Below are 26,688 nucleotides of genomic sequence, written 5' to 3'. Positions count from 1 at the left end.
TTTATTCCTTTTTTTACTTGTTTTTATTTTTGTTGCTTTTCATTTACTTGTTTTTTATTTCATATCCCTTTTTTATTGCTCTATTTTTCAAGTCACTAAATGATAATATACTTTATTTTCATATTTATTTCTCAAATAATTCAAGTATAAAATAGCTGTTAAAATTTGTATATCAGCTCTCTCTTCTACATAAGACCATTTCCATGGCAAATTAATAAAATCTAATTCATAAAAAAGATCACTATAAATACTTTTCACAAACCAATAAGTTGATTCTTGAATTTGAAAATAACCAAGACTATCGCCTTCATCTCCGATTATATTTCTAAATCTCGTTTCAACGTGTCCAATAGCTAAAATATCAAAAATAGATACATTATTATAAATATCTGGATATTCTTTTTTTATTTTATATATTATATTCATAAAATCTATTATAATTAATTCAGAAACATCATAATTATTCTCAAGATAAATCTTAAAGAAATCCATTTGTTTTACATATGTAATTTTTTTATCATTTTCTATTACAATATAAGAAAAAAGAGTTATTACAAACATTATTATAATTATCAAAAAGATATTTTTGATTTTATTCATAACAACACTCCAAAAATTGTTCTCATATATTAATTATATCATCATATAATTTTTGATAAAATAAAATATCGAAACTCAAAATAATAATTAATTCTTGTTAAATTAATTTTTTGGTTAAAGATTTATATTATAATTAAATTTGTCTGCAATTAAATATATAATTGAAAGGTTGGGAATAAATGTTTATAGATAATGTAGCTTTAGGAAGATATGTAGAAAAAAACTCTTTAATGCATAAGCTCGATCCAAGAGCTAAACTACTTGGTTTATTTGTTCTTGCAGGATTCGCTTTTTCAATAAATAGTGCTATAGATATAATTGTAATGAGTGTTTATACGATAATATTGATGCTTTTATCAAAACTTAGCTTAACCTATTATACAAAATCTTTAAAATCTATATGGTTTATAGTGGTTTTTGCCTTTATAATTCAACTTTTTTCAGTAGATGGAGATATAATTTTTAAATTGGGATTTATAAAATTAACTGATAAAGGTCTGTTCAATGCAACTATAATAACTTTTAGAATATTATTTGCTATAATGCTTTCGAGTGTTTTAACTTTAACTACATCACCAACATCTCTCGCACATGCTATGGAAGATGTTTTAAGATGGCTCTTTGTACCTAAATCATTTGCACATGAACTCTCAATGGTAATGACTATTGCCATAAGATTTATACCTGTTATGGCTTCTGAAGCTGATAGAATCATAAAAGCTCAATTGAGTAGAGGTGCAAATTTTGATGATAGAAAATTTTCTGGAAAAGTTAAAGGAGCAGTTTCAATAATTATTCCTTTATTAGTATCAGCTTTAAGAAGAGCTGAAGAATTAAGTGTTGCAATGGAAGCAAGAGGTTATTCTGGTTGGGAAGGAAGAACAAGATACAAAAAATTTGAATGGGAAATAATAGACACTCTTTTTACACTCTCATTTATTCTAATTGGAGTAACGATTATAATAATTTAATCCAGAGGTGAAAAATGAAAAAAATTATATTTTTTATATTGGTTATTTCTACCATTTTATTGTTAAACTCTTGCATAAGCAAACCAAAAGATGGCTCTTTATTAAAAAACAAATTAATATATGGAAATTTTGATAAAGAATTGATATTTTCCGAAAATATTTCCAAAATCACCATAGATGGTCAAACTATAATAAATCAAGATAAAAATAATAGAATAATAATATCAAAAGATTTTTTTAAAAATTCTGATAACTCAATAAAAATAAAATATGAAACAATATACGGTAGAATTTACGAAGAAAATATTCCAATTATTCACCCAGACTTGCAAATATTTTTTTATGCTGGTGGCGAAACAAGTGGTGGATCACTTGGAAATTTCATACCAAATGATATACAAGAGATGAAAGATGGCATAATAAAATCTTCAAAAATAATTTCAATAAACATAGTAGCTGACTACAATGATAGCCCAGATAAAATCATAAGTATTAATAATGTAAATGGATTAATTTCACAAACAATAAACTTTCCTCAAGAATATGGATTAGATGAAGAATTAAAAGTTTCAGACCCTGAAATATTAAATTTTTTTATGGATGAACTAATAGATAAAAATAATTCCTCTAAATTATTTATGATATTATGGAATCATGGAAGCGGTTGGATTGGAGAAGGAACAAAAAGATACCATTATTTAAATAATAATTATTCATCAAAATCAATAATAATAGAAGATAATGCAAATTATTTGAGAATAAATGAGTTAAAAAATTCATTATATTTATTTAACTCAAAATACAATAAAATTCCAGATATAATAGGATTTGATGCCTGTAATATGTCAATGATAGAGATAATATATGAATTATCAGATTATACAGATTATTTGGTGAGCTCTGTGAATTTAATTCCTGGAACTGGCTGGAATTATAAATTTTTATCAAAATATGATGATAACATTGACGTTTTATTACAAAATCTGGTACAATATTATAAAGAAACCTATGAAAATAAAGATAATATTCCTTATAAAACTTCATTGACAGCTTTAAAAACAAATGGTTTAAAGTTAGAATTGGACAATTTTTTTAAAAATTATGTTTCATCTTCATCTGATAAAGAATTCAAAACTTATTACACATTTGGAAATTATAATTCCATAAAGAATACAGATATAAATCAAACTGGATTTAAAATAGAAGATTATATATTATCTTCTTATGTTGAAGATAATCCTAATTTATCTGGAATTGGACTTGCATTGAAAGTTCCATCCTCTTACAAAGAGGATTATGAAGCTTTAACATTCTATAAAAATAAATTGTGGAACCCTGTATTTGAATAGATATATTCAAGCTGGTTCGACTCACCTTGATTCATCCTTCATCATATGGCGTATCTACTAATGTAGATATGCCATTAATTATTTTTTCATATCTTCTTTTTGTATACTCTTAGCTATCTTTGCAGCAAAACTACTACTAACAAACCTTGTCGAAAAAACACTGCATTTATTTAAAAAGCCAGGAATAATTCTTTTCTTTCCCTTAAAAAGACACTTTATAGCATATTTTGCAACCTTTTCAGCACTCATGACTCCTTTTCCTTTAAAAAGATTAGATCTATTCATTCCTGCTCTTTCTTTAAATCCAGTATTCACAGGACCTGGGCAAAGAGAAGAAACGGTTATTCCATACTGTTTTGATTCATTTGAAATAGCTTGTGTAAAAGACTCAACATAAGCTTTTGATGCATAGTAAACAGACATGAGAGGTCCAGGCTGAAAAGCTGCTATAGAAGATACGTTTAATATTTTACCATTTCTTTTTTCAATCATATCTTTTAAAAATAACTTAGTTAACATGGTCAAAGCCATAATATTTAAATTTATTTGTGAAAGATCTGTATCTAAATCAATAGAATGAAATTCTCCAAAGCTTGCAAAGCCCGCATTATTAATAAGTATTTCAACATTTATTTCTTCAATGTTACAAAAAGAATATATATCTTTTATAGATTCTACATCGGTCAAATCTTTGGATAAAATTAAAACTTTTATATTATTTTTCTTTTCAATTTTATTCTTAATATCATTGAGCTTCTCAAAGTTTCTTGCAATTAAAAGTAAATTAAAACCCATTTCAGCAAAAATATAAGCCATTTCTTTTCCTATCCCATTTGAAGCTCCCGTTATCAAAACAAAATTTTCCATAAAATCTCACCTCAAAAATAAAAAAAGCCTCTATTAGAGGCTTTTTCTAAATATAATTACTTTAAATTAACTGTTATTGTTTGGCCTAATTTTCCATCTTCTAAAATAGCCTTAACTAATTTAACAAAATTATGTGTTGCATGTGTAGCTCCAGAAACAATATCCACTTTATCTGGATTTTGTTCTTTTAACAATTGCATAGCAAGATCTGTATAAAATTTTGAAGGATAAGTTCCAGTTTTAGGTTCCATATTTGCTCTATAGCCTTCATCATTTGACTTTAATTTTCCATCTGCACTAACTTCATCAGCAACGACTTTAACTATTTTTCCATTATCGATTTCAAGCATAACAAATGCTGTATAACCATAACTTGCTTCAGATGCCTGTGCACCATAAATACCATCTTTCAAATTTATCTTTGCAGCAAAAGCTGATACAACAACTAATAAAAGCACTAAAAATACACTAAATACTCTTTTTGATGTCATACTGTGACCTCCCCATATAAGTTTGTGAAAAAACATTTCTTATTCAGATACATTATATCATAAATAAAAAAAATTTTAAAGATTAATGAAAGAAACTTTGAACCAATTATACCTATAGAACTATTGTTAAATAATAAAATATTTAATTTCTATATAATAAAATTTCTATTTTTAAAATAAATTTAAAAATTACAGCTTAAATATAAACAATTGGTTATAAATTAGTGAAACCAGACTCAATCATTTGAAATCGAGTTTTATTTTATATTAATTATGTTTTATAATAAGTTTAATTAACCGGTTAAGTAATTGGAGGAATAAAATGAAAAAAAACAATATCACAATAAAAGATATAGCAAATAAAGCAGGAGTTTCAAAAGCCACAGTTTCTTATGTTATAAATAATAAACCAGGCGTGAGTGAAAAAATAAGAAACAAAATACTTAAAATAATGAAAGAAATGAACTATATTCCCAATGCAATTGCAAGAGGTTTAGCAGGAAAAAAAACTCATTATATAGGTTTAATAATACCTGATATTTCAGACATGTTTTATGCAGATATAATAAAAGGTGTTGAAAATAAAACAAATTCTAATAATTATCTTTTAAATCTTGTAACTACACATGCTGAAAAAGCCAAAGAAAAACAAGTCATAGACCTTTTTACTGGTGGAATAGTAGATGGTGTAATAATAATGGCCTATCATATAAATGAAGAGTATATAAAAATTTTAAAAGAAAGAAATGTACCCTTTGTTTTTATAGATTATCCTTTCACTACAAATTCAGTTTATACAGTAACTGTTGATAATTTTGATGGTGGTTATAAAGCTACAGAATATTTAATAAAAGCAGGATGTAAAAAAATAGCTTTTTTAAAAGGATCTTCTGTTGCTTGGGATTCTGAAAACAGATTCAAAGGATATTTAAAAGCTTTAAATGATTATTCAATAAAAATAGATGATTCAATAATAAAAGATGCAAATTTCAGAAGAGAAGAAGGTTATACAAAAACACTTGAAATTCTTTCAAACAAAGATATAGATGGAGTTTTTGCTGCCAATGATCAAATGGCTTTAGGTGCTATGAAAGCTATAAAAGAAAAGAATTTGAATATTCCAGAAGATATCTCAGTAATAGGCTTTGATAATATAGAATCTTCAAAATTTTCTGAGCCTACACTTTCCACTGTTGAGCAACCTCTATGCAAAATGGGAGAAAAATCTGTAGAATTATTATTAGAATTAATAGATGAAAAAAAACCTAAATCTAAAAAAATATCTTTAAAAACTGAATTAATTAAAAGAAAATCAACAAAATAGAGTATACTCTATTTTTACCCAACTACTTAACCGGTTAACTAAAAATAAAATCAGGAGGATATATTAATGTTCGAAACTAAATACGGTTATTTTTCAGAAGATCAAAATGAATATATAATAAAAACACCAAAAACACCGAGACCTTGGGTTAATATAATTTCAAATGGTGATTATGGTGTTGCTGTTTCTCAAAATGGTTCGGGATATAGCTGGAAAACACATGCTTCCTTAAACAGAATAAATAGATGGGAACAAGATATCATAAAAGACGAATGGGGAAAGTACTTTTATATCAAAAACAATGAAAATGATGAATTATTTACTCCTACTTTTAAACCAATGTGTAAAAAAAATATTGATTATAAAATAATACACGGATTTGGTTATTCTAAATTTTTAGCCGAAAATAAAGATTTAAAAACCGAATTAACTTTAACGGTACCTAAAGATTCTTCGTTAGAAATATGGATGCTAAAAATAAAAAATAAAACCAAAAATAAATTAAATTTATCTGTTTTTTCTTATTTAGAATGGAATCTTGGTACTGCTCCAGATTGGCATAGAGAATTCCATAAAACATTTATAGATACATATTTTATGAATGATGTGATAAAAGCTGAAAAAAGAATGTGGGATATACCAAATGAAAATGGTGAACATTGGAATAGAAACTGGGAATACACAGCTTTTAATTCGGTTAATGAAAAGACATCTTCAGCAACATCTTGTAAAGAAGATTTTTTGGGGAATTTCGGATCTGTATCAAATCCAGAAGGATTAAAAAATAAAAAATTAAACAATATATTTGGCAAATACCAAGATTCAATTGCTTCATTACACAATGAAATGATAATAGATTCTGATGAAGAAAAAATACTCATTTATACCATAGGATTGGTAGAAAAAAATGATACTAAAGAAATAGATAATATAAAAAAAATATATTCCACTGAAAAATCAGTTTTAAATGAAATAGAAAAAAACAAAAAAATGTGGAAAGATATATTTGAAAAAAATATGGTAGAAACCCCAGATATAGGTTTCAACTTAATGAACAACAAATGGCTAAAATATCAAGCAATATCGGGAAGATTATGGGGAAGAACTGGTTATTATCAAACAGGTGGTGCTTTTGGTTTTAGAGATCAATTACAAGATAGTCAAATATTTTTATATGTTGATCCAAATAAAACAGCCGAACAAATAAAATTGCATGCAAAACATCAATTCATAGATGGTAGTGTTTATCACTGGTGGCATCCAATATCAGAAATTGGATTAAAAAATAATATTTCAGATAACAGATTATGGTTAGCTTTTATAACACTAAGATATTTAAAAGAAACAAATAATTTTAATTTTTTAAATGAAATGGTCCCTTATATAGATTATGAAGATGAAAGCATTTATGATCATTGTATAAAAGCTATAAAATATAATTTATCAAAATTAAGTTCAAGAGGATTGCCATTAATAGGTTCTGGAGATTGGAATGATGGTATGAGTGCTGTGGGTACTGATGGTAAAGGAGAAAGTATTTGGCTTGGTCATTTTCTATATGGTATATTAAATGATTTTTCTTATATTTGTAATAAACAAAAAGACTATGAAAATGAAGATTTATTTAAAAAAGAAGCTTTAAAATTAAAAAATTCTATAAATAAATATGCTTGGGATGGTGAATGGTTTATAAGAGCTTTTAAAGATGATGGAAAATCTATTGGAAGCTCAAAATGCTCAGAGGGGAAAATATTCTTAAATGCTCAAACATGGGCTATTTTAAACAATTCAACAACTGAAGAAAGAAAAGAAAAAGCATATGAATCTCTAAAAAAATATCTTTTCAAAGAGTTTGGACCTTTATTATTCCAGCCAGCTTATTCAAAACCAGACAAAGAAATAGGTTATTTATCAAGATATGCTCCTGGAGTACGTGAAAATGGCGGACTTTATACACATGCTGGAACATGGGGTGTATTGGCTGCATGTAAAATGAATGATGAAAATTCATATAAAATTTATAAATCATTTATGCCAGTTTATAGAGGAATGAATCCCGATAAATATTTCACTGAACCATATGTAACCCCAGGCAATGTAGATGGACCTGATTCTCCTAATTTTGGTCGTGGAGGTTGGTCATGGTATACAGGATCTGCAAGTTGGTACTTTATAACTGGAATGGAAGGTATTCTTGGCATAACACCAGAATGGAATGGATTAAAAATATCTCCAGTAATGCCAAAAGAATGGGACAAAGTCTTCGTAAAAAGATATTTCAGAAATTGTCTGTATAATATAAACTTTATAAGATCTAAAAATAAAAAAATTATTGTAAATGAGAATGAAATAGATGGAAATATAATAAATAATGAAAATAATGAAAAGACTTTAAATATATTTGTTTATTTCTGAGGAGGAGAAAAATATGTAAAAAAAGAAGATATAAAAAATAAATATGCAAAAAATTCATTAAAAATTATTGGGTTTGAAGAAAAAAAATCTGAATATGCTGTAACTCCTAATTACAAAAAAGAATTTGAGAAATTAATGAAAGCTCCATCACAAAAAATCGCAATAGCAAAAAAAACTAATAAAAAAATAATTATTGATGGAAATATTGATGAATATTCAGATTCAAATAAATATACAATAGATGAAACTATGAATGTTCCTGCAGGTGGTGTTTCAAAAGTAGATCCAAAAAAACAAGTTTTAAATTCAATATTCTATTTATTATGGGATGATGAAAATTTATATTTTGCAACAAATGTTTCAGATGAATATATAGTCAACAATTTAACTCCAGAAGATAAATCTGGTTTTTATAGAACAGATTCAATAGAAATTTATTTGGATCCCGAAAAAGCTGGAATTAATGATAAATTAATGAAACTCGCTATAATTCCATTTGATACACAAAATAATGTTCAAGGTACAAGACATGAAGATTCAAATTCAGGTGCCATAGAAGAAACAGCTCCTGAAATACAATTGGCTTCTAACAAAACTAATACAGGTTATACAATCGAAGTTAAAATTCCTTTTAAATATCTTGGAATAACTCCTAAAGCAGGTATAAATTTAGGATTTTCAACAACAATACATAATTCAAATAAAAAAGATGCTGCAAAAGGGGAATATGTAAGAGAAAATCTACTATCTTGGACTAATTTACCAGAAATATGGTCAAATAAAGAATTATGGGGAACTTTAGAATTAAAATAAGGGAGGATTTAAAATGAAAAAAGTTTTTATTATCTTATTTGTATTATCATTAACTATTTTAAGTTTTTCAAAAACCTTAACTATATGGGCAATGGGTGAAGAAGCTAAAAAATTAAATATAATTGCCGATGACTTTATTAAAGAAAATCCAAATATTGAAGTTAAAATTCAAGCAATACCTTGGGGTTCAGCACATGATAAATTAATAACTGGAATAGCTGGAAACACAAATCCAGATCTCGCACAAATGGGAACAACTTGGATGGCGGAATTTGGTTCGATGGGTGTTTTTGAAAATTTAGAAAAGTATTTAAAAAATTCTGCTACAGTTTCAAAAGATATTTTTTTTGAAGGACCTTTTGAAACTACCATAGTAGATAATAAAATATATGGATTACCATGGTATGTTGATACAAGAGTTCTTTTTTATAGAACAGATTTATTAAAATCTGTTGGATATGAAAATGGTCCAGAAAATTGGGAAGAATTATATGATGCTGCAAAAAAATTATCTGAAAAAGGTAAATACGGTCTAACGATGCAAACAATGGAATATCAAGAAATAATGCCTTTTATATGGCAAAATAATGCAGATATACTCGATGAAAAAGGAAATATAACCGTAACAACCCCTGAATTTATAGAAGCAATAGATTTTTATTCAAAATTTTTTAAAGAAAAAATTGCTCCTTTGAGCTTAAGTGGAACTTTATTTCAAGAATTTGCAAATGGTACAGTCCCAATGTATTTCTCCGGTCCATGGATGATAAACATGACAAAAGAACAAACCCCTGAAATAAAAGATAAATTTAATGTAAAAGTTGTTCCTTCAAAAAAACACGGAACTTCTTTTGTAGGTGGAAGCAATTTAGTGATGTTCAAAAACTCAAAAAACAAAGATATAGCTTGGAAATTCATGGAATTCGTCTCAAGACCAGAAGTACAATTAAAATGGTATAAAGAAGTTGGATCATTACCTTCAGTAAAAGAAACATGGGAAGATAATTACTTAAAAAATAATTCTATGATGAGTACATTCGGAAAGCAACTCGAAAAATCTAAAGCTCCAGTTAATAGACCTGAATGGGCTCAAATAGAAGATGCACTGGAGAGAAGAGTACAAGAAGCATGTTATGGTACTAAAACTCCAGAAGAAGCAGCAAAAGATTTAAAAAAAGATTTAGAAAAAATCTTAAGATAAAAACATTAATCTACCTCCTTTTTAAGGAGGTTAGATTTTAAAGAAAGGTGAAAATTATGCGAACTCGAACATCTACTAAATCAATAATAATGTTTCTAGGTCCTGCAATAATAATTTTAATGATTTTTTTAATTTTACCGATGATAGCTTCTTTTTTTATAAGTTTAACTAATTTTAATACTTTTGCACTTGCAGATTGGAGCAAAGCAAAATTTATAGGCTTTGAAAATTTTATAGATCTTTTTAAAGATGAATTATTTTGGAAATCCTTATTTAATACCTTTTATGCCTTAATAATAGCAATGCCTTTAACTATAATATTGGCTCTTTTTTTTGCCGTGCTTATAAATAGAGAACAAACTTATTTCAAAAATTTTTTTAAAGTTGGTTTTTATCTTCCTTTTGTAACGAATACAGTTGCAATTGCAATAGTATGGAAATGGATTTTAAATCCAGAATACGGTCTTTTTAATTGGTTTCTTGGACTTTTTGGTATAAATGGTCCTAATTGGATAGGAGATCCTAATTGGGCTATGCCATCTATAATAATGCTTGTTGTGTGGAAAGCTCTGGGTTATAACATAATAATATTTTATGCTGGATTACAAAACATACCAGAGTTTTTATATGAAGCGGCGGAATTAGATGGAGCATCAAGATGGCAACAATTTTTAAAAATAACAGTCCCAATGCTAAGACCAACAACATATTTTGTGAGTGTTATGGTTTTAATTGGTTATTTACAATTATTCGAAGAACCTTATATGTTAACAAATGGAGGACCTTTAGATTCAACATTATCAGTAGTTTTATATCTTTACAGACAAGGTTTTAAATTTTTTAATCTCGGATATGCATCTTCAATTGCAGTAATTTTATTTTTAATAATATTCATATTAACTATACTGCAGACAAAATTAAAAAAAACGGAATATTAAAATATTAGGAGATGAGCATAATGAGAAAAAGAAAAGTCAGTATTACAGAACAAATAATAGTACATTTTATATTAATCTTAGGTGTTCTAAGTATGATTCTTCCATTTTTATGGATGGTTTCAACATCGTTTAAAAATTCAGACGAAATATTTGTTTTTCCACCACGTTGGATACCAAATAATCCAACTTTTCAAAACTATATAGATCTCTTTAAAACTCTCGATTTTGGAAGACCTCTTTTAAACACTATTATAGTTGCATTATCTATAACTTTTTTATCACTGTTGATTTCATCAATGGCAGGATATGCTTTTGCTAAATTCAAATTCAAAGGTAAAAATAAAATTTTCATGATTGTTTTGGGAACATTGATGGTACCTGGCCAAATAACAATGATACCAGTATTTTTACTCTTAAGACAAATGGGTTTACTGAACTCATTCGCTGGACTAATATTACCAGCAATGGTAAGTGCTTATAATATATTTTTCATGAAACAATTTATACAGGGTTTACCAGATGAACTAATTGAAGCGGCTAAAATAGATGGTGCTGGTGAAGGGTTCATATTTTTTAGAATTATATTACCTCTTGCAAAACCTGCACTAGCTGCATTATCTATATTTACATTTACTGGATCATGGAACTCTTTTTTATGGCCTTTAATAATATCTTCGGATGAAAGTATGTATACATTACCAGTTGCAATATCTGTTATAGGTGGTCAATATGAAGTACAATATGGATTACAAATGGCTGGAGCTGTTGTTGTAATACTTCCACTTATAATAGTATTTTTGTCTGCACAAAAATATTTCATAAAGGGAATATCACTAACAGGAATGAAAGGATGATAGAATGTTTGAAAAAGATTTTGAATGGGGTGTATCAACCTCAGCTTATCAAATAGAAGGAGCTTGGAAAAAAGATGGAAAAGGAATCTCAATATGGGATGAATTTTCACATCAAATAAATCATATTAAAAACGATGAAAATGGTGATATTGCATGTAATCATTATGAATTATATCCAGAAGATTTTAAAATTATGAAAGATCTTGGAATCAAAAATTATAGAATGTCATTATCTTGGACAAGAATAATGCCAGATGGTGTAAATATAAACCAAAAAGGTATTATATTTTATAAAAAATTATTTGAAGAAATGAAAAAAAATGGTATAAAGCCTTTTGTAACTTTATATCATTGGGATTTACCATATGAATTACAAAAAATTGGAGGATGGGAAAACCCTAATATCTCTGATATATTTGAAAACTATGCCAAAATATGTTTTGAAAATTTCTCAGAATACGTTGATAAATGGATAACTATAAATGAACCTTGGGTAATAGTTAATGGTGGTTATGTTGGTGGAGATATGCCACCTGCTGTAAAAGACAGAAAAAGATCTTTGATAGTATCTCATAATTTAAATCTTTCACATGCAAAAGCTTATAAAATTTATAAAAAAATGAATTATAAAGGTAAAATAGGTATAACTTTGAATCTCGTACCTATATACCCTTATTCTAAAGATAAAAAAGATTTAGAATCTGCAGAAATCTATGATGAATTTTTCAATAAATGGTATATATATCCTATTTTCAAAGGATATTATCCAAAAAAAATATCTCAAATTTACAAAGAAAAGTTAAACCTTAATTCTTTTCCCGAAGATGAATTAAATTATATAAAAAACACTTCAGATTTTCTCGGTATAAATTATTATATGAGAACAATAATAAAATACTCTTCAGAAAATAAACTATTCAATACTGAACCTGTTGAAATTGGTGGAGAATATACTGAAATGAAATGGGAAGTATATCCAGAAGGTTTATACAAAATTTTAAAAGATCTATCAAAAGAGTTTCCAAAAATGCCATTATATATAACAGAAAATGGTGCTGCTTATCAAGATGAAATAGAAAACGGTGAAATCCATGATATAAGAAGATTGAATTATATAAAAGAACATATAAATGTCATAAAAAAAGCCAAAGAAAATAATATAAACTTAAAAGGATATTATTTATGGTCTTTCCTTGATAATTTCGAATGGTCTGCTGGTTATTCAAAAAGATTCGGAATTGTATATATAGATTATAAAACTCAAAAAAGAATTGTAAAAGACTCTGGAAAATTTTATTCATCTATAATAAAAAAATAAAAAAAGAAGTTTTCATATTTTTCAATATGAAAACTTCTTTTTGATCAAATCTTAAAAAAACTAACTTTTTTATGCAATTTTTCTGAAAGCTCTGATAATATTTGAGCATTTTCACTTATATTCTCAGATGAAGAACTCTGTGTTTCTACAGCAGAAACAGCTTCTAACAATTGTTCATCTATATCTTTAACCATAGAAGCAGCTTTTTCCATAGAAGAGGTTATCTCTTCGGAACTTGCACTTTGTTCTTGTATAGCCGCTGAAACATTCTCTATCTCAGATGCTACATGCATTATAGAACTCCTTATATTTTTAAACTTTCCATCAACAACTTCTGATTCCATTTTTATATCTTTTATTATTTGTGCAGAACTGTCTTGAGAAACTTCTACAGCTTTAGAAGCTTTCATAAGATTTTCAATTATCAAACTTATTTGATGAGTAGCCGTTTTAGAACTATCAGCAAGCTTTCTTATCTCATCTGCAACAACAGCAAAACCCTTTCCAGCTTCTCCTGCACGTGCTGCTTCTATAGCAGCATTTAAAGCTAAAAGACTCGTTTGTTCCGTTATTGATTCTATAGTTTCTATTATCTTTTCAACTTCTTTTACATCATTATTCAAAGCATCGACATCTTCTTTAGTTTTATCTGTCTTTTCTATAGCTTTCTTTATTATATTAACTATTGATTTTACCGAATTTTCTCCATCAAGAGCAGCTTCATTTGTTTCATTAGCTTTTTCATTCAATTCATTTATAATTCTTGATAAACTCTGTGATGATGCAGAAATTTCTTCTATAGAAGATAAAACTTCTTCGATAAAAGAAGATATATTATTAGAATTAGATTTTATATTCTCTATTTGAGCTCCAAGTTCTTCTGATGTGGCAGTAGTTTCTTCAGAAACAGCTGAAAGTTCATTGGCTGATTTATCAACCTCATCTGAAGAATCTTTTATACTCCCTATAATACTTTTTTGACTTCTAATGAGTTTATCAAATGAATTCGCAAGATTTCCAACCTCATCTTTTAATGCTTTAACTTTATCATCAATTTCAATTTTCAAATCTCCATTTGAAAGTTTTTCAGCATCTTCTGAAATGATTTTTATAGGTTTAACAATTTTATTAGTTAAAAACATTATTAAAATTATGGAAAGAACTATTATTATAATTGTAACTATTAAAATAATATTAGCCATGCTATATATGCCTTCAAATAATTCAGAATCTTCAACTCTCAAAACAATTACCCAATCATTAAATAAAGTATAAAAACCAGCTGTATAATTTATATCATTATATTTATATGAAGAACTACCTTTTTCATTATTAACAACAGTATTTTGAAGTTCTTTGAGACCAAGTTGTTCAAAATACTTTCCTTCATGATCCTCACTAACAATTATTTTACCTTTAGAATCTAACAACATGGCTTTTCCTGTATCATATTTGCTTAGATTTAAAATATCATTCCTAAAAGAGGTAAAATTCAAATCAGTTCCAACAACAGCGATTATTTTATTATCAATAAAAACTGGCATACTATGACTTAATATTATTTCACCATCCCATTCATAAGGATCTGTCCAAATCAAATTTCTCTCTTTTATTGTCTGTTCAAGCCATTGCATATCAATATCATCATATTTACTTTTCTCTACCATTTTTTCCCTTTTAATACCCTCACTTTTATTGTACAAACTCAAATTAAAAACCTCTGAACTGTATTCAGGATTTATAAAAAAATATAAGTTATTCATTTCTTTAGAACTCTTTAATAAACTTGACATAAAATTATATAACACACTTTCACTATAACCCTCAAGATAAGTTATTCCAGAACTTTCAAATTCTTCTAAAGAAAATGTCTCTGAAACATATTCAGCCAAATCCATAACTTTTATATCGGCCCTATGTAAAGCATTGGTTAGATCTTGAAAAGAAGCTGTTACATTCTCAATGTTCTTAACCGCCTCTTCTTTAACTATTTTTTGACCAGACAAAATAGAAAAAATCATTATAAAACACATAGAAACAACTATCAAAGTTACCAATGGTACTAAAAGTTTCAATTTAATACTCTTCACTTTTCCTACCTCCAAACAACAATAATATTCTTTAGATTTTATACAAATGAATCTCAAATATTAACACCATAGTTAATGTTATGTAAATTATCATAATGATTATGATATTAAACTAAACATTTATATTATATCAAAACAAAATAATTTATTTAAATATATTTTGTTAAATATAAAAAAAATATCGGATAAATCCGATATTTTTTAGTCTAAACAATATTTAATTTTTTTCTCATTATTATTCCATCTTCTTCATCATTGAAGAAATCATTCAAAACTTTTATATTTTCAAAACCATGATCAATATATATTTTTTTTGCTGCTTCCCATTTCTCCGATACTATCAAAACAACACTTTTAATATCATATTTTTGGGTTATTCTGTTCATCAAAACATCGAAAAGAACTTTTCCAAAGCCTTTTTTTCTATAATTTTTCAAAAGTCCAAATGATGATATATAAAGTTCTGTCCCATTCATCTTATGAAATTTATCCATAGAATGGTTCAATTCAAATTTTTCAATGTTTAAATTTTCTTCATATTCCCATAGTTCAGAACAAATATACCCTATTACTTCATTTTTTATTTTTATTATATAAAAACCATCCGAAAAATTTTTTATCCTTTTTTTAAAAATTTTTTCATTTTCAGCAATATCTGTATCAAAGGATTCATATTCTATTTTCATTATACTTTCTAAATCCTTTAATTCAGCCTTTTCTATAAGCAATTTTATCCCTCCTGCTTTATACTAACATTAATTATACCTAAGATAAATAAAAATGCAAGTTCTATCCTTTTAATAAATTCTAAATTAAAACGCTTTAAAAAGTCTTATATTTGTTATTTGATTAATATATAATATATAAGAAATATAATATTAAAAGTTAAGAATAGGAGTGAAAATTTTGAAGGTTTTAGATTTTTTAAAGGATTTTTTTGTTTCATTTAAAGAGCTACTTCCGCTTCTAATATTTCTTTTAATTTTTCAAATTTTTGTGTTCAAAAAACCTGTTGAAAATTTGAAAGATTTTTTTGGCGGGCTAATATTTACAACTCTTGGTTTAATGCTTTTTATGAAAGGCATATCTACTCTTTTTCTTCCATTGTCAAAAAGTTTTGGAGAAAATATTATTTTTTTAGACAATAAAATATTGATAATCTTTTTTACATCATTACTAGCTTATTTTTCAACCTTGATAGAGCCTGGTTTAAAAGTAGTGGCAGCTGAAGTAGAAGAAGCTTCTATAGGGGCAATAAATGCAAAAGTTTTAATTCAGTTTGTAGCTTTTGGTGTTGCATTGGGTATGGCTTTTGGAATAATTAAAATACTCTTTTCTTTAAATATAAGATTTTTTATACTACCCATACTTCTCATCATTTCTATATTAATATTATTTACAAAAAAAGAATTCATAGGTATTGCATTTGATGCTGCAAGTTCTACTACAGGACCTGTAAATATACCTGTAAATATGGCAATAGGATTGGGAATTTCTAAAATGGTTCAATCCGCTGATCCATTAATGGATGGATTTGGAATAGTAGGCTTGATGACACTAGGCCCTGTTATTTCAGTACTCATACTTGGATTATTCTATTTATAGGAGATGATCAATAATGAATGAAAAAATAGCAATTTTTTTGATAGTCGAAAGGGGAAAAGCAGATAAAATAGTAGAAAGTGCCAATAAAAATGGTGCAAAAGGTGCTACCATACTATATGGTCGCGGAACTGGAAAAAATGATAATAAAAAATTATTCAATATAAAAGTAGAATCTTCAAAAGAAATTATTTTGATGATTGTAGATAAAGATGATTATTCAAAAATGTATAAAATACTCTTAAAATCAGGAGAAATAGAAAAACCAGGAAAAGGAATAATTTTTTCAATACCTGTATTCGATTTTATGGGTTTAGAGTTTAGAAATGATTAACTCAATGGATGCTTAATTTTTAAAAATTAAGCATCCATTTATATTTATTAAATATTCTTTTTTAATTTAAATCTTATAATTTTTGACATATAATTATTCTTTTTCATATTTAAATAATCTATATCAGAATCAAATTGCATATAAAATCCAAATTTCATCAATGATTTTCCAGAATAAAGTTTATTTTCTATCTCATAAACATAACTTTCATTTAATCCTTTTAATTTAATTTTATAAACATTAAATATATCAAACTCTGTGGGATTTTGAAAAATAAAGGCAACTCCTTCTTCTTTATTTTCTTTCAAATATTCAAATATTTCAAGATTTTTATAATCAGTCATATTAACTCTATAAAGATCTCCTTCATAAACGATATTTCTGATATCTTTATAATCTTTTATCAAGTTTGAAAATATATTCAATTCTTCCTCCGAATAATTATTTAAATTTGAACCAATTCCAAGGCTACCCAACATTGCTGAATGAAATCTATACTTCAAAGGATAAGTTTCTTTTCCAGCCCAATCAGTAACCCAAGCCATCATTATATTTGAAGGATAAGCATAAGAAAAACCTTTTTGTATGATCAATCTATCATAAGGATTAGTATTATCACTTGTCCATACTTGATCAGCATATTTTAAAATTTCAATATCTATTCTCCCGCCACCACCTGCACAAGATTCAAAAATCACATATGGAAATCTTCTTTTCAATATATCTAAAATATAATAAAAACTTTCAACATAATCAATCCAAATACTTTTAGAATTTATTTTGTTCATAAAACCTGATTCTAATATAGGTCTGTTAAAATCCCATTTTATAAAAGATATATCATTATTACTTAGAAGGTCTGTCATAAAATCTATTATATAATCTTTTACTTCTTTTTTGATTATATTTAAAACTAATTGATTTCTTATCTCCGTTTTTTTTCTACTCTCATAGCCAAGTATCCAATCAGGATGACTTCTATAAAGTTGAGAATCAGGATTAACCATTTCTGGTTCAACCCATATACCAAAATCCATACCCAATTCTTTAACTTTTTTTATCAATGGAGAAAGCCCTCGCGAAAATTTTTCTTTATTTATATACCAATCTCCAAGACCTGCCTTATCATCATTTCTTTTTCCAAACCATCCATCATCTACCACAAATAATTCTATTCCAATTTTAGAAGCTAATTCAGCAAGTTTCATTTGATTAGATTCATTAACATCAAAACCTGTAGCTTCCCAAGAATTATATAATATTTTTCTATCGATTTTTCTTAAAATATGTTTTCTTATAAAAGAATGTAAAATTCTAGAAGATTCACCAAAACCTTCATTAGTAAAACCAAATATAAGTTCTGGAGACTTTATACTCTCATTAGGTAAAAGAATATAATTAAAATCCCATTCATTATATCCAGCTGAAATATTTATATACTCATAATCTTGCTTATGAACATCTATACTCCAATTACCACTCCATCCCAAAAGGCCAAACCAAACGTTCCCATTATCTTCATCTGCACCATCATCTATAGAAAAATATGGATTAAATAGATGACCAGTATTTCCAGTTCTACTTCCTATACTTTTTATACCTTGATTTATCTTTTCATGAACTATATTAGTCTCATGTCCCCACATACCTTTCAAATAATTGAAATTCCCTTCTAATATTGGTATATAAAGAGAATTTTTTAAAATTTCTATATTGATTTTTTGATCTGAAATATTATTTACTTCATAATACTTTTTTATAATATTATCATGTTCAAAAACTTCATAAAATAAAAAAATTTTCATACCATAAAATTCATCAAATAATTCAATTTTTAGTTTATTATCAAAAATTTCATAATTTTTATACAAAAGCTCACAATCTCTAACTCCATCATGATATAACACTTTAAAAGCTGTATTAGCATAATTATTTTCACTTCTATCACTCAATTCATAATTCCATGACCAGTTTATAAAAATATTTTTTTTAATTTCAGGTATATAATCAAAGTCAAAAACAAGTTTTTCTCCAAAATAAATATTTGTTAGTTTAGAATCTTCTATTTTAATAACATAAGCCATATTATCTGTACTGATCAAAAACATTCTTTCTTCATCTAAGTATCGAATCATAAAATATCCCCCCTTTAAAACAAATTTTAAATAAAAAAATAAAAAAAAGCAAATTCTTTTGAATTTGCTTTTTTTAGATTATTCATTAAAATTCATATGAAAATTCTAATCCTGCTCTAAATCCTGAAAAATCCATTTTATTATCTTTATTATCTTTATCTGCTAATTTTGCAAGTCTATATGAACCATTTAAACCTACTTTAAAATTTTCTGTGAAATTATATCCGAGACCTGCACCTGCAATCAAACCTAATCCATTTCTTTCAGTTTCAACAGAGTTTATTTTATCATCTAATTTGTTGAAATAATATGCTCCACCAACTTTTGCATTTAAAGATAATGGCATTTCAGCAAAATTATATGTATATTTTACTGCTGCATAAGGTCCAAATGTATTTTCAGATGCTTTTTTATCATCTTTTTTGTAATTAGAATTAAAATAATCTACTCCACCTTCAACTCCTACACCTTCCCAAAAAGTGTAAGCTACTCCTACATATCCACCAAATCCTTTGGTAAGATCTTCAACTGAAGCTTCAGATGCATCATTTAATTTATAATTATATGTATTAAATGTTCCTCCACCTAAAACTTCTACGTTAGAAGCAAATGCTGATCCCATAACTAATACAGCTGATAATATAAACATTAGTTTTTTCATTATTAAAACCTCCTGAAAATTTAATTATATACATTTTCATTTTAGTATTCATATCTTATAAGTCACTTAAAGACCAATCAGTTTACTTAAAATTAAATTAAAATTTTCAATGAAATAAATAAAAACAACAAAAATTATTAATAAAAAAGAACATAAGTATGAAATATTGTTTTAATTAATTTTATTTTGAAATTAATGGCTTTAATTATGTAATTTTAAATTTGTTTAAAAAATTAATTAAATATATAATTAATTGTGTGTGACACGCATTAAATTGCAGGAGGTTTAAAATGATTTCAAATCAAACTCAATTAAATATACTTGAAAATCTCTGGATAAATGGATATTCAACAGTTCCAGAATTAAGTAGAAATTTAAAAATAGATAGGTCTAATATATCAAGAAATGCTTCTTATTTATACAAAAAAAATTACATAATTAAAACAGATAAAAAAGAAAATAATAATTTAATAGGTAGAAAAGCAGATATAATAAGATTCAATTATGGGTATAAATATACTTTAGGAATATATATAACAGAAAGTTTTATATTGTCATGTTTAATGGATTTGGGTCTGAATATAATATCTGAAAATATAAAATTTATAAATTTAAGAAATGAAGACACAAAAAAAATAATACAGGAAATTTTAATATCAACTAATAAATACACTCAATACTTCAAAGACTTAATGTCTGTTTCTGTAGCTTTTCCAGAAGCAACTGATTCTGATACTGGTACTTTAATAGGTAATGGTCTTTTTCAATTCGAAAATTTTCCATTAAAAGAAAAACTTGAAAAAGAAACTGGTCTTTATTTTCATATAGAAAATGATGCTAATGCTGGAGCTATGTATTATTTGCTTGATTCAAAATTAAAATACAAAAATCTTGTATTTATGTTGATGGGATTTTTTTTCCATGAAGATATGATAAAAGGTTATCAAGGAAATGGAATAATAATAAACAAAAAAATTTATAAAGGTTCTAATAATTTATCTGGTGAACAATCAATAACAACAAATTTAATCTCTAACAATCAAAAAATCAGATATGAAAATTTCACAGATTATTTGAAATCAATAAAAAATCCAGAGATTATATTTGATGATTATCTTGAAAAGATATCAACAATTATAAGTACAACTGCAAACATATTAGACCCTGATGTGTTTGTTTTAGGCGGATATGTTCATATGTTACCGAATAATATAATAAATCTAATAAAAAATAAAACTTATGAAAAAATAATAAACTATCCAAATAGAAAATTCAAAATAATTATAGATGATACAAAATTAAAAAGTATAGTTATTGGAGCTTCAGGATCATTTATGAATAAATTGATGAAAAGTTTTGATTTTGCAAAAAACTTTTTATAAATACTCATAAAAAGGGGGAAAGAAAATTGAACAAAAAAATTGTTTTGGTTCTCAGTATAATATTAGTGTTTTCTTTAATGGTATTTTCTGGAGAAATAAAAAGGGGAGGAACTTTAAAAGTTATAAATCCATGGGGCAATCTTACAAATAACTCAAATCCATTCCTCCCAACAGGTCAAAGTCTGCCAACTGGGCCTGCCATATATGAACATCTTTTTTATATGAATGAATTAACTGGAGAAATAATTCCAGAACTCGCTACAGAGTTCAACTGGATTAACAATTCCAGAACTCTAAACATCACTGTAAGAAACAATGTTAAATGGAATGATGGAGTTCCATTTACCGCAGATGATATTATATTTACATTTAATTATATCAAAAAACATCCCGAATTAGATTTAAATGGAATATGGGGTAAAAGTTCAAACATATCAGATATAGAAAAAGTAAATAAAAATTCAGTAAATATAAACTTTTCAATAGCAAATACTCCATTTTTCTATTATATAACACTTGTTCCAATAGTTCCAGAACATATATGGAAAGATATAAAAGATCCTTCAAAGTTCCAAAATCAAAATCCTGTTGGAACTGGACCTTTCATCATAGAAAAATTTAATGCAGAAACCAATACTGTAAAACTTCAAAAAAACAAAAATTATTGGATTAAAGAAAAACCATATATAGATGGAATTGAAATAGTTGCTGTAAACTCTAATAATACTTCTTTCTTAAAAATGTTAAAAGGTGAAGCAGATTGGACTTTTTCTTTTGTTCCAGATGTAGATAGATCTTGGGTTTCAAAGAGTAAAAACAATAAAAAATGGTGGCCTACATTAAATACTAACATGCTTTATTTCAACACCATGAAAGATCCTTTTACCGATAAAATTTTAAGGAAAGCGATAGCAATGAGTATAAATAAACAACAAATATTAGATAAAGCATATTATGGTATAGGAGAAATAGCTGATCCAACAGGTATAGTACCTAAACAAATGGAAAAATGGTATGATAAAAACTTAGATAAATACTCATACAAATATGATCCACAAAAAGCGAAAGAATTATTAATAAAAAATGGATACTCATATGATAAAAAAAATAATCTTTTAAAACCAGATGGTTCTCAACTCGAACCTTTCAACATACTCGTTGGTGCTGGTTGGACTGATTTTATCACCATGGCTCAAATAATATCTAATAATTTAAAAGATATCGGTATCTCCACCAATATTCAACAAGAACCTTGGAACACTTATATCACTTCTGTTATGACTGGTACTTATGATACCGTTATTTGCTGGAGTACAGGAACAGGCCCTACTCCATATTATTTGTTTTTCAAAGAATATAGTTCAGAATTTACAGGTAAAGAAATAGGAGAAAACTCAGTATCAAATTACTCAAGATATATAAACCCAATAATAGATGAAGCATTAAAAAGTTATTCAACAACAGATGATTTTAATGTACAAAAAAATGCTTTAAGTTTCATCCAAAAAGAAATTTTGAAAGACATCCCAGTAGTACCTCTAACCTCAAGAACAGAGTTTGAGATATTCTCAGAAAAGAACTTTATCGGATGGCCTTCAGATGAAAACCCTTATTGTGCGGGAGAAAATATTGATGCTGATGGCGGTAAATATATATTATTAAACATACATTTAAAATAAAAAAGGGATGGAGAAATCCGTCTCTTTTTATTAAAACAATTGGAGGATAAATATGAAATATATAATCAAAAAAACATTATTCTTCCTAATAACATTATGGGCTGCTTTAACTATAAATTTCATGCTTCCAAGAATGATGCCTGGTGATCCTGTTAGCGTTATGGTTGCCAAATTTCAAGGTAAATTAAATCCAGAAGCCATTCACTCTTTACAAAAAGCTTTTGGATTAGACACTAATTTATCTCCTATTAATCAATACTTTGATTACTTAAAAAGAATGTTCACTGGTGATTTTGGGATCTCTATCTCTTATTTTCCTTCTAACGTTTCCGATATCCTATCAAGAGCTTTTCCTTGGACTATCGGGTTAGCTGGTATATCTCTAATCATCGCTTTTACTCTTGGTACTATCTTAGGCATTAAAAGCTCTTGGAAAAGAAATTCTGCTCTCAGTAGCTCTTCTGTTATTTTTTCTCTCTTTTTCAATGCTATGCCTTATTTTTGGTTCGCTCTTTTAATAAATTATATTTTCGGTTTCGCTTTAGGTTGGTTCCCTCTTTCTGGTGCTTATGATGGTGATTCTATTGGTTTCTCAAAGTTCATTTCTATACTTTATCATGCTTTCTTACCAGCTTTAACCATCATCATCACTGCTATGGGTGGATGGTTATTAACCATGCGTAATAATATGATCACTGTTCTTGCAGAAGATTTTGTTTCTTTTGCATATGCCAAAGGTCTATCTGAAGAACAAATCGTTTACTCTTATGCAGCAAGAAACGCTATACTTCCAAGTTTCACTGGTTTCGCTATGTCACTTGGCTTTGTTGTCAGCGGTACTCTGTTAACAGAAATCGTATTCTCTTATCCTGGTATTGGTTATTTACTATACCAATCTGTTTTGAATATGGATTATCCTTTAATGCAGGCTATCTTTCTTTTCATCACTCTGTCTGTTTTAATCGCCAATTTCATCGCAGATATTCTTTACGTTTTCTTAGACCCTAGAGCAAGGACTGGAGGTGAATAATATGAATTCTATTAAAATATTCTTTTCTAATAAAAAAGCTTTATTCGGTTTTTGTATACTCTCTTTTTTCATAATAATTGCTTTATTTGCAGATATCATTGCTCCTCATGATCCTCGTTCTATGGAGTTTATGCCTTTACAATCACCATCATCTCAACATCTATTTGGTACCACTGCAACTGGTCAAGATATCTTTTCAAGAGTTGTTCATGGTACAAGACTATCTCTTTTTGTTGGTATTATTACTGGCTTAATCACAACCACCATCTCCGTTATAGTCGGTCTTTGTGCTGGTTATTTTGGTGGTTTAATAGATGATATTCTCACAATGATCACCAATATTTTTCTCGTTATTCCTGGTTTACCTTTAATGATCATTATCGCCGCTTATATCCCTGTTAGAGGTACCTTTACCATCATCTTTGTTATTTCTTTAACTGGTTGGGCTTGGGGTGCTAGAGTTTTACGTTCTCAAATGTTAACTCTTAAAAATAGAGATTTCATTCAAGCATCTAAATCTATTGGTGAAAACCCTTTTCATATTATTTTTAAAGATATACTACCTAACATGTTTGGTTTAATAGTTGCTCATTTCTTTGGTGGTGCATTATATGCTATACTTTCTGAATCAGGTCTTGAATTTTTAGGGCTTGGTGATGCTAGTGCTGTAACTTGGGGTACTATTCTTTATTGGGCTCAAAACAATCAAGCCATTCTATTCGGACAATGGTTATGGATTCTCATCCCTGGTATTCTTATCGCTCTACTTGGTACTTCTTTTGCTCTTATGAATTTCGCTGTTGATGAGATTACTAACCCTAAACTGAGAGGATGATCAATTATGGATAAACTTCTTCAAATAAAAAATTTTAATGCTGGTTATGAAAAAAACTCTGTAAAAACTCATGCTGTCAGAGATGTCTCCTTCGATATTCATAAAAATGAATTCATCGGTATCGCTGGTGAATCTGGTTGCGGTAAATCAACTCTGGCTTTTGGTATTACTAGACTTTTAAACAAACCTGGTAAAATATTTTCTGGTGAAGTTCTTTTTGAAAACAATGATTTAATGAAATTAAATAAAAAATCTTTAAATAAACTTCGTTGGAAAGAATTCTCAATCGTTTACCAAGCTTCTATGAATGTACTGAATCCTGTTAAAAAAATTCAAGATCAATTTTTCGATGTTATGAAAGCTCATACTAAATGGTCAAAAGACCAAATGACTAAAAGAATATTAGAATTATTCAAAATTGTAAACATATCTCCTGAATATTTACAGGCTTATCCTCATCAACTTTCTGGTGGTATGAAACAAAGAGTTGTAATAGCTATATCTTTAGCTTTAAATCCTAAACTAATCATAATGGATGAACCCACTACGGCTTTAGATGTTGTTGTTCAAAGAGGTATTTTACAAGAAATAGATGAAATAAGAAAAAAATTAAAATTCTCTGTAATATTCATAACTCATGATTTATCTTTATTAGTTGAAATGAGTGACTCAATAATAATAATGTATGCTGGTATGATCGTCGAAAAAGCTCCTTCTTTCGATCTATACAACAATCCTTTTCACCCTTATACCAAAGGTCTTATGCGTTCATTTCCTCCTTTGACAGGTGAAAGACAAATACTACATGGAATTAACGGTACTCCTCCAGATTTAAAACAAAGTATATCTGGTTGTCCATTTTATGAAAGATGTGATAAAAGAATTGAAAACTTATGTAATAAATCAAATCCTTTACTAAAACAAATAAAAAAAGACCATTTCATTGCATGTCATCTTTTTGGAGGTGATCATTATGAATGATATTGTACAGGTTGAAAATTTAAATAAAGTATTCAAAATTGGTAAACTTTCAAAAATGAAGACAGTTCATGCAATAAATAATATATCATTCGAAATAAAAAACAATGAGATATTGGCCTTAGTTGGTGAATCTGGTTCTGGAAAAACTACTGTTGCAAGAATACTTTCAAGACTTTACAAAAGAACTTCTGGTTCAATAAAAGTATTCAACAAAGAAATACCTATGAAAATGTCAAAAACTGATGAATTAGAATACAGAAAAAATGTACAATTGATATTTCAAGATCCTTTTTCATCTTTAAATCCTTTACATTCAATATATTACATATTATCCAGACCATATAAAATACATAATCTATGTCCAAACAATAAAATAAGAGAAAACATAATAAACATTTTAAACACCGTTGGATTAAGCGATGAATATTTGGATAAACTACCTCATGAACTTTCTGGTGGTCAAAGACAACGTATAGGTATTGCAAGAGCTTTATCTGTTAATCCTAAACTAATATTAGCCGATGAACCAACTTCTATGTTAGATGTTTCTATTCGTCTTGATATAATGAATTTGATGATGAAAATAAGAGATGATTTCAATGTTAGTTATTTATTCATAACTCATGATTTAGCTGGTGCTCATTATATCGCTGATAGAATTGCTATAATGTATGCTGGTGATATATTAGAAATTGGTAATTCTTCTGATATAATTAATAATCCTTTTCATCCTTATACTAAATTATTGAAATCGGCCGCTCCTAAACCAGAATCAGGTCTTAAACCTGAAAGAATCGATACTAAAGGTGAAATCCCAG

24 protein-coding genes are annotated in these 26,688 nt (G+C 27.2%); 17 read left to right on the top strand and 7 right to left on the bottom strand.

Going from position 1 to position 26,688, the window contains the following annotated elements; all coding sequences use genetic code 11:
• Positions 1 to 87: 87 nt before the first annotated feature.
• On the bottom strand, positions 88 to 600 hold the full coding sequence (locus PWP28_RS10810; RefSeq protein ID WP_308644733.1) for a hypothetical protein: 513 nt from the start codon (positions 598 to 600) through the stop codon (positions 88 to 90).
• 179 nt (positions 601 to 779) lie between these two features.
• Between PWP28_RS10810 and PWP28_RS10805 the strand changes: the two genes are divergently transcribed.
• Both PWP28_RS10805 and PWP28_RS10800 read left to right on the top strand, forming a co-directional pair.
• Positions 780 to 1,571 carry an energy-coupling factor transporter transmembrane protein EcfT gene (locus PWP28_RS10805; protein WP_305081969.1) on the top strand — a complete coding sequence of 264 codons (792 nt, stop codon included), beginning with the start codon at positions 780 to 782 and terminating at the stop codon, positions 1,569 to 1,571.
• A 14-nt stretch (positions 1,572 to 1,585) separates the two neighbouring features.
• Positions 1,586 to 2,920, top strand: coding sequence for a clostripain-related cysteine peptidase (locus tag PWP28_RS10800; RefSeq protein ID WP_305081968.1), 1,335 nt, complete (start codon positions 1,586 to 1,588; stop codon positions 2,918 to 2,920).
• Between the two features lie 78 nt (positions 2,921 to 2,998).
• Here PWP28_RS10800 and PWP28_RS10795 read toward each other — a convergent pair whose 3' ends face one another.
• On the bottom strand, positions 2,999 to 3,787 hold the full coding sequence (locus PWP28_RS10795) for an SDR family oxidoreductase (RefSeq protein WP_305081967.1): 789 nt from the start codon (positions 3,785 to 3,787) through the stop codon (positions 2,999 to 3,001).
• 56 nt (positions 3,788 to 3,843) lie between these two features.
• Positions 3,844 to 4,278 carry an FMN-binding protein gene (locus tag PWP28_RS10790; protein ID WP_158274869.1) on the bottom strand — a complete coding sequence of 145 codons (435 nt, stop codon included), beginning with the start codon at positions 4,276 to 4,278 and terminating at the stop codon, positions 3,844 to 3,846.
• A 322-nt stretch (positions 4,279 to 4,600) separates the two neighbouring features.
• On the opposite strand from PWP28_RS10790, the gene PWP28_RS10785 reads away from it, so the two are divergent.
• The 7 genes from PWP28_RS10785 (at position 4,601) to PWP28_RS10755 (ending at position 13,141) form a co-directional block, all read left to right on the top strand.
• Positions 4,601 to 5,602 (top strand): LacI family DNA-binding transcriptional regulator, encoded by a 1,002-nt coding sequence (locus PWP28_RS10785; protein ID WP_308644732.1) that lies wholly within the window; start codon positions 4,601 to 4,603, stop codon positions 5,600 to 5,602.
• 66 nt (positions 5,603 to 5,668) lie between these two features.
• On the top strand, positions 5,669 to 8,017 hold the full coding sequence (locus PWP28_RS10780) for a GH36-type glycosyl hydrolase domain-containing protein (RefSeq protein WP_308644731.1): 2,349 nt from the start codon (positions 5,669 to 5,671) through the stop codon (positions 8,015 to 8,017).
• 135 nt (positions 8,018 to 8,152) lie between these two features.
• Entirely contained in the window at positions 8,153 to 8,830 is a 678-nt protein-coding gene (locus tag PWP28_RS10775) for a sugar-binding protein (RefSeq protein ID WP_308644730.1), read from the top strand.
• A gap of 13 nt (positions 8,831 to 8,843) precedes the next feature.
• Positions 8,844 to 10,031: a sugar ABC transporter substrate-binding protein gene (locus tag PWP28_RS10770; protein WP_264149213.1), complete on the top strand. Its 1,188-nt coding sequence runs from the start codon at positions 8,844 to 8,846 to the stop codon at positions 10,029 to 10,031.
• A 56-nt stretch (positions 10,032 to 10,087) separates the two neighbouring features.
• Positions 10,088 to 10,969: a sugar ABC transporter permease gene (locus PWP28_RS10765; protein WP_308644729.1), complete on the top strand. Its 882-nt coding sequence runs from the start codon at positions 10,088 to 10,090 to the stop codon at positions 10,967 to 10,969.
• A 20-nt stretch (positions 10,970 to 10,989) separates the two neighbouring features.
• Positions 10,990 to 11,823, top strand: a complete 834-nt coding sequence (locus tag PWP28_RS10760) for a carbohydrate ABC transporter permease (RefSeq protein ID WP_109605415.1) — start codon at positions 10,990 to 10,992, stop codon at positions 11,821 to 11,823.
• Between the two features lie 4 nt (positions 11,824 to 11,827).
• A complete protein-coding gene (locus PWP28_RS10755; protein ID WP_308644728.1) occupies positions 11,828 to 13,141 on the top strand; it encodes a GH1 family beta-glucosidase in 1,314 nt (437 codons plus the stop codon).
• A gap of 44 nt (positions 13,142 to 13,185) precedes the next feature.
• Here PWP28_RS10755 and PWP28_RS10750 read toward each other — a convergent pair whose 3' ends face one another.
• Complete coding sequence (locus tag PWP28_RS10750) at positions 13,186 to 15,231, bottom strand: methyl-accepting chemotaxis protein (RefSeq protein WP_308644727.1); 2,046 nt, start codon at positions 15,229 to 15,231, stop codon at positions 13,186 to 13,188.
• A 206-nt stretch (positions 15,232 to 15,437) separates the two neighbouring features.
• Positions 15,438 to 15,959 (bottom strand): N-acetyltransferase, encoded by a 522-nt coding sequence (locus PWP28_RS10745; protein ID WP_109605422.1) that lies wholly within the window; start codon positions 15,957 to 15,959, stop codon positions 15,438 to 15,440.
• Positions 15,960 to 16,137: 178 nt separating this feature from the next.
• Between PWP28_RS10745 and PWP28_RS10740 the strand changes: the two genes are divergently transcribed.
• Together PWP28_RS10740 and PWP28_RS10735 are read left to right on the top strand one after the other, a co-directional pair.
• On the top strand, positions 16,138 to 16,836 hold the full coding sequence (locus PWP28_RS10740; RefSeq protein ID WP_158274870.1) for a DUF1538 domain-containing protein: 699 nt from the start codon (positions 16,138 to 16,140) through the stop codon (positions 16,834 to 16,836).
• Positions 16,837 to 16,849: 13 nt separating this feature from the next.
• Positions 16,850 to 17,167: a P-II family nitrogen regulator gene (locus PWP28_RS10735; RefSeq protein ID WP_264149217.1), complete on the top strand. Its 318-nt coding sequence runs from the start codon at positions 16,850 to 16,852 to the stop codon at positions 17,165 to 17,167.
• 47 nt (positions 17,168 to 17,214) lie between these two features.
• Here the strand turns inward: PWP28_RS10735 and PWP28_RS10730 are convergent, their stop codons facing one another.
• Complete coding sequence (locus PWP28_RS10730; RefSeq protein ID WP_308644726.1) at positions 17,215 to 19,302, bottom strand: alpha-galactosidase; 2,088 nt, start codon at positions 19,300 to 19,302, stop codon at positions 17,215 to 17,217.
• Between the two features lie 85 nt (positions 19,303 to 19,387).
• Positions 19,388 to 19,963: an outer membrane beta-barrel protein gene (locus PWP28_RS10725; RefSeq protein ID WP_308644725.1), complete on the bottom strand. Its 576-nt coding sequence runs from the start codon at positions 19,961 to 19,963 to the stop codon at positions 19,388 to 19,390.
• 290 nt (positions 19,964 to 20,253) lie between these two features.
• Between PWP28_RS10725 and PWP28_RS10720 the strand changes: the two genes are divergently transcribed.
• The 6 genes from PWP28_RS10720 to PWP28_RS10695 form a co-directional block, all read left to right on the top strand.
• On the top strand, positions 20,254 to 21,345 hold the full coding sequence (locus tag PWP28_RS10720) for an ROK family transcriptional regulator (RefSeq protein WP_109605432.1): 1,092 nt from the start codon (positions 20,254 to 20,256) through the stop codon (positions 21,343 to 21,345).
• Between the two features lie 26 nt (positions 21,346 to 21,371).
• Entirely contained in the window at positions 21,372 to 23,024 is a 1,653-nt protein-coding gene (locus PWP28_RS10715; RefSeq protein WP_308644724.1) for an ABC transporter substrate-binding protein, read from the top strand.
• 52 nt (positions 23,025 to 23,076) lie between these two features.
• Positions 23,077 to 24,054, top strand: a complete 978-nt coding sequence (locus tag PWP28_RS10710; RefSeq protein ID WP_264149222.1) for an ABC transporter permease — start codon at positions 23,077 to 23,079, stop codon at positions 24,052 to 24,054.
• 1 nt (position 24,055) lies between these two features.
• Entirely contained in the window at positions 24,056 to 24,889 is an 834-nt protein-coding gene (locus PWP28_RS10705) for an ABC transporter permease (protein WP_109605438.1), read from the top strand.
• Positions 24,890 to 24,895: 6 nt separating this feature from the next.
• A complete protein-coding gene (locus tag PWP28_RS10700) occupies positions 24,896 to 25,870 on the top strand; it encodes an ABC transporter ATP-binding protein (RefSeq protein WP_308644723.1) in 975 nt (324 codons plus the stop codon).
• The coding region (locus tag PWP28_RS10695) for an ATP-binding cassette domain-containing protein (RefSeq protein ID WP_308644722.1) at positions 25,863 to 26,688 on the top strand (826 nt) is incomplete at its 3' end. The genes PWP28_RS10700 and PWP28_RS10695, both read left to right, overlap by 8 nt.

This window comes from Oceanotoga sp., from assembly GCF_030445905.1.
GTDB classification, from domain to species: Bacteria; Thermotogota; Thermotogae; order Petrotogales; family Petrotogaceae; genus Oceanotoga; species Oceanotoga teriensis.
Note: the sequence above shows the minus strand (reverse complement) of the source record. Positions and strands in the feature narration are given on the sequence as shown.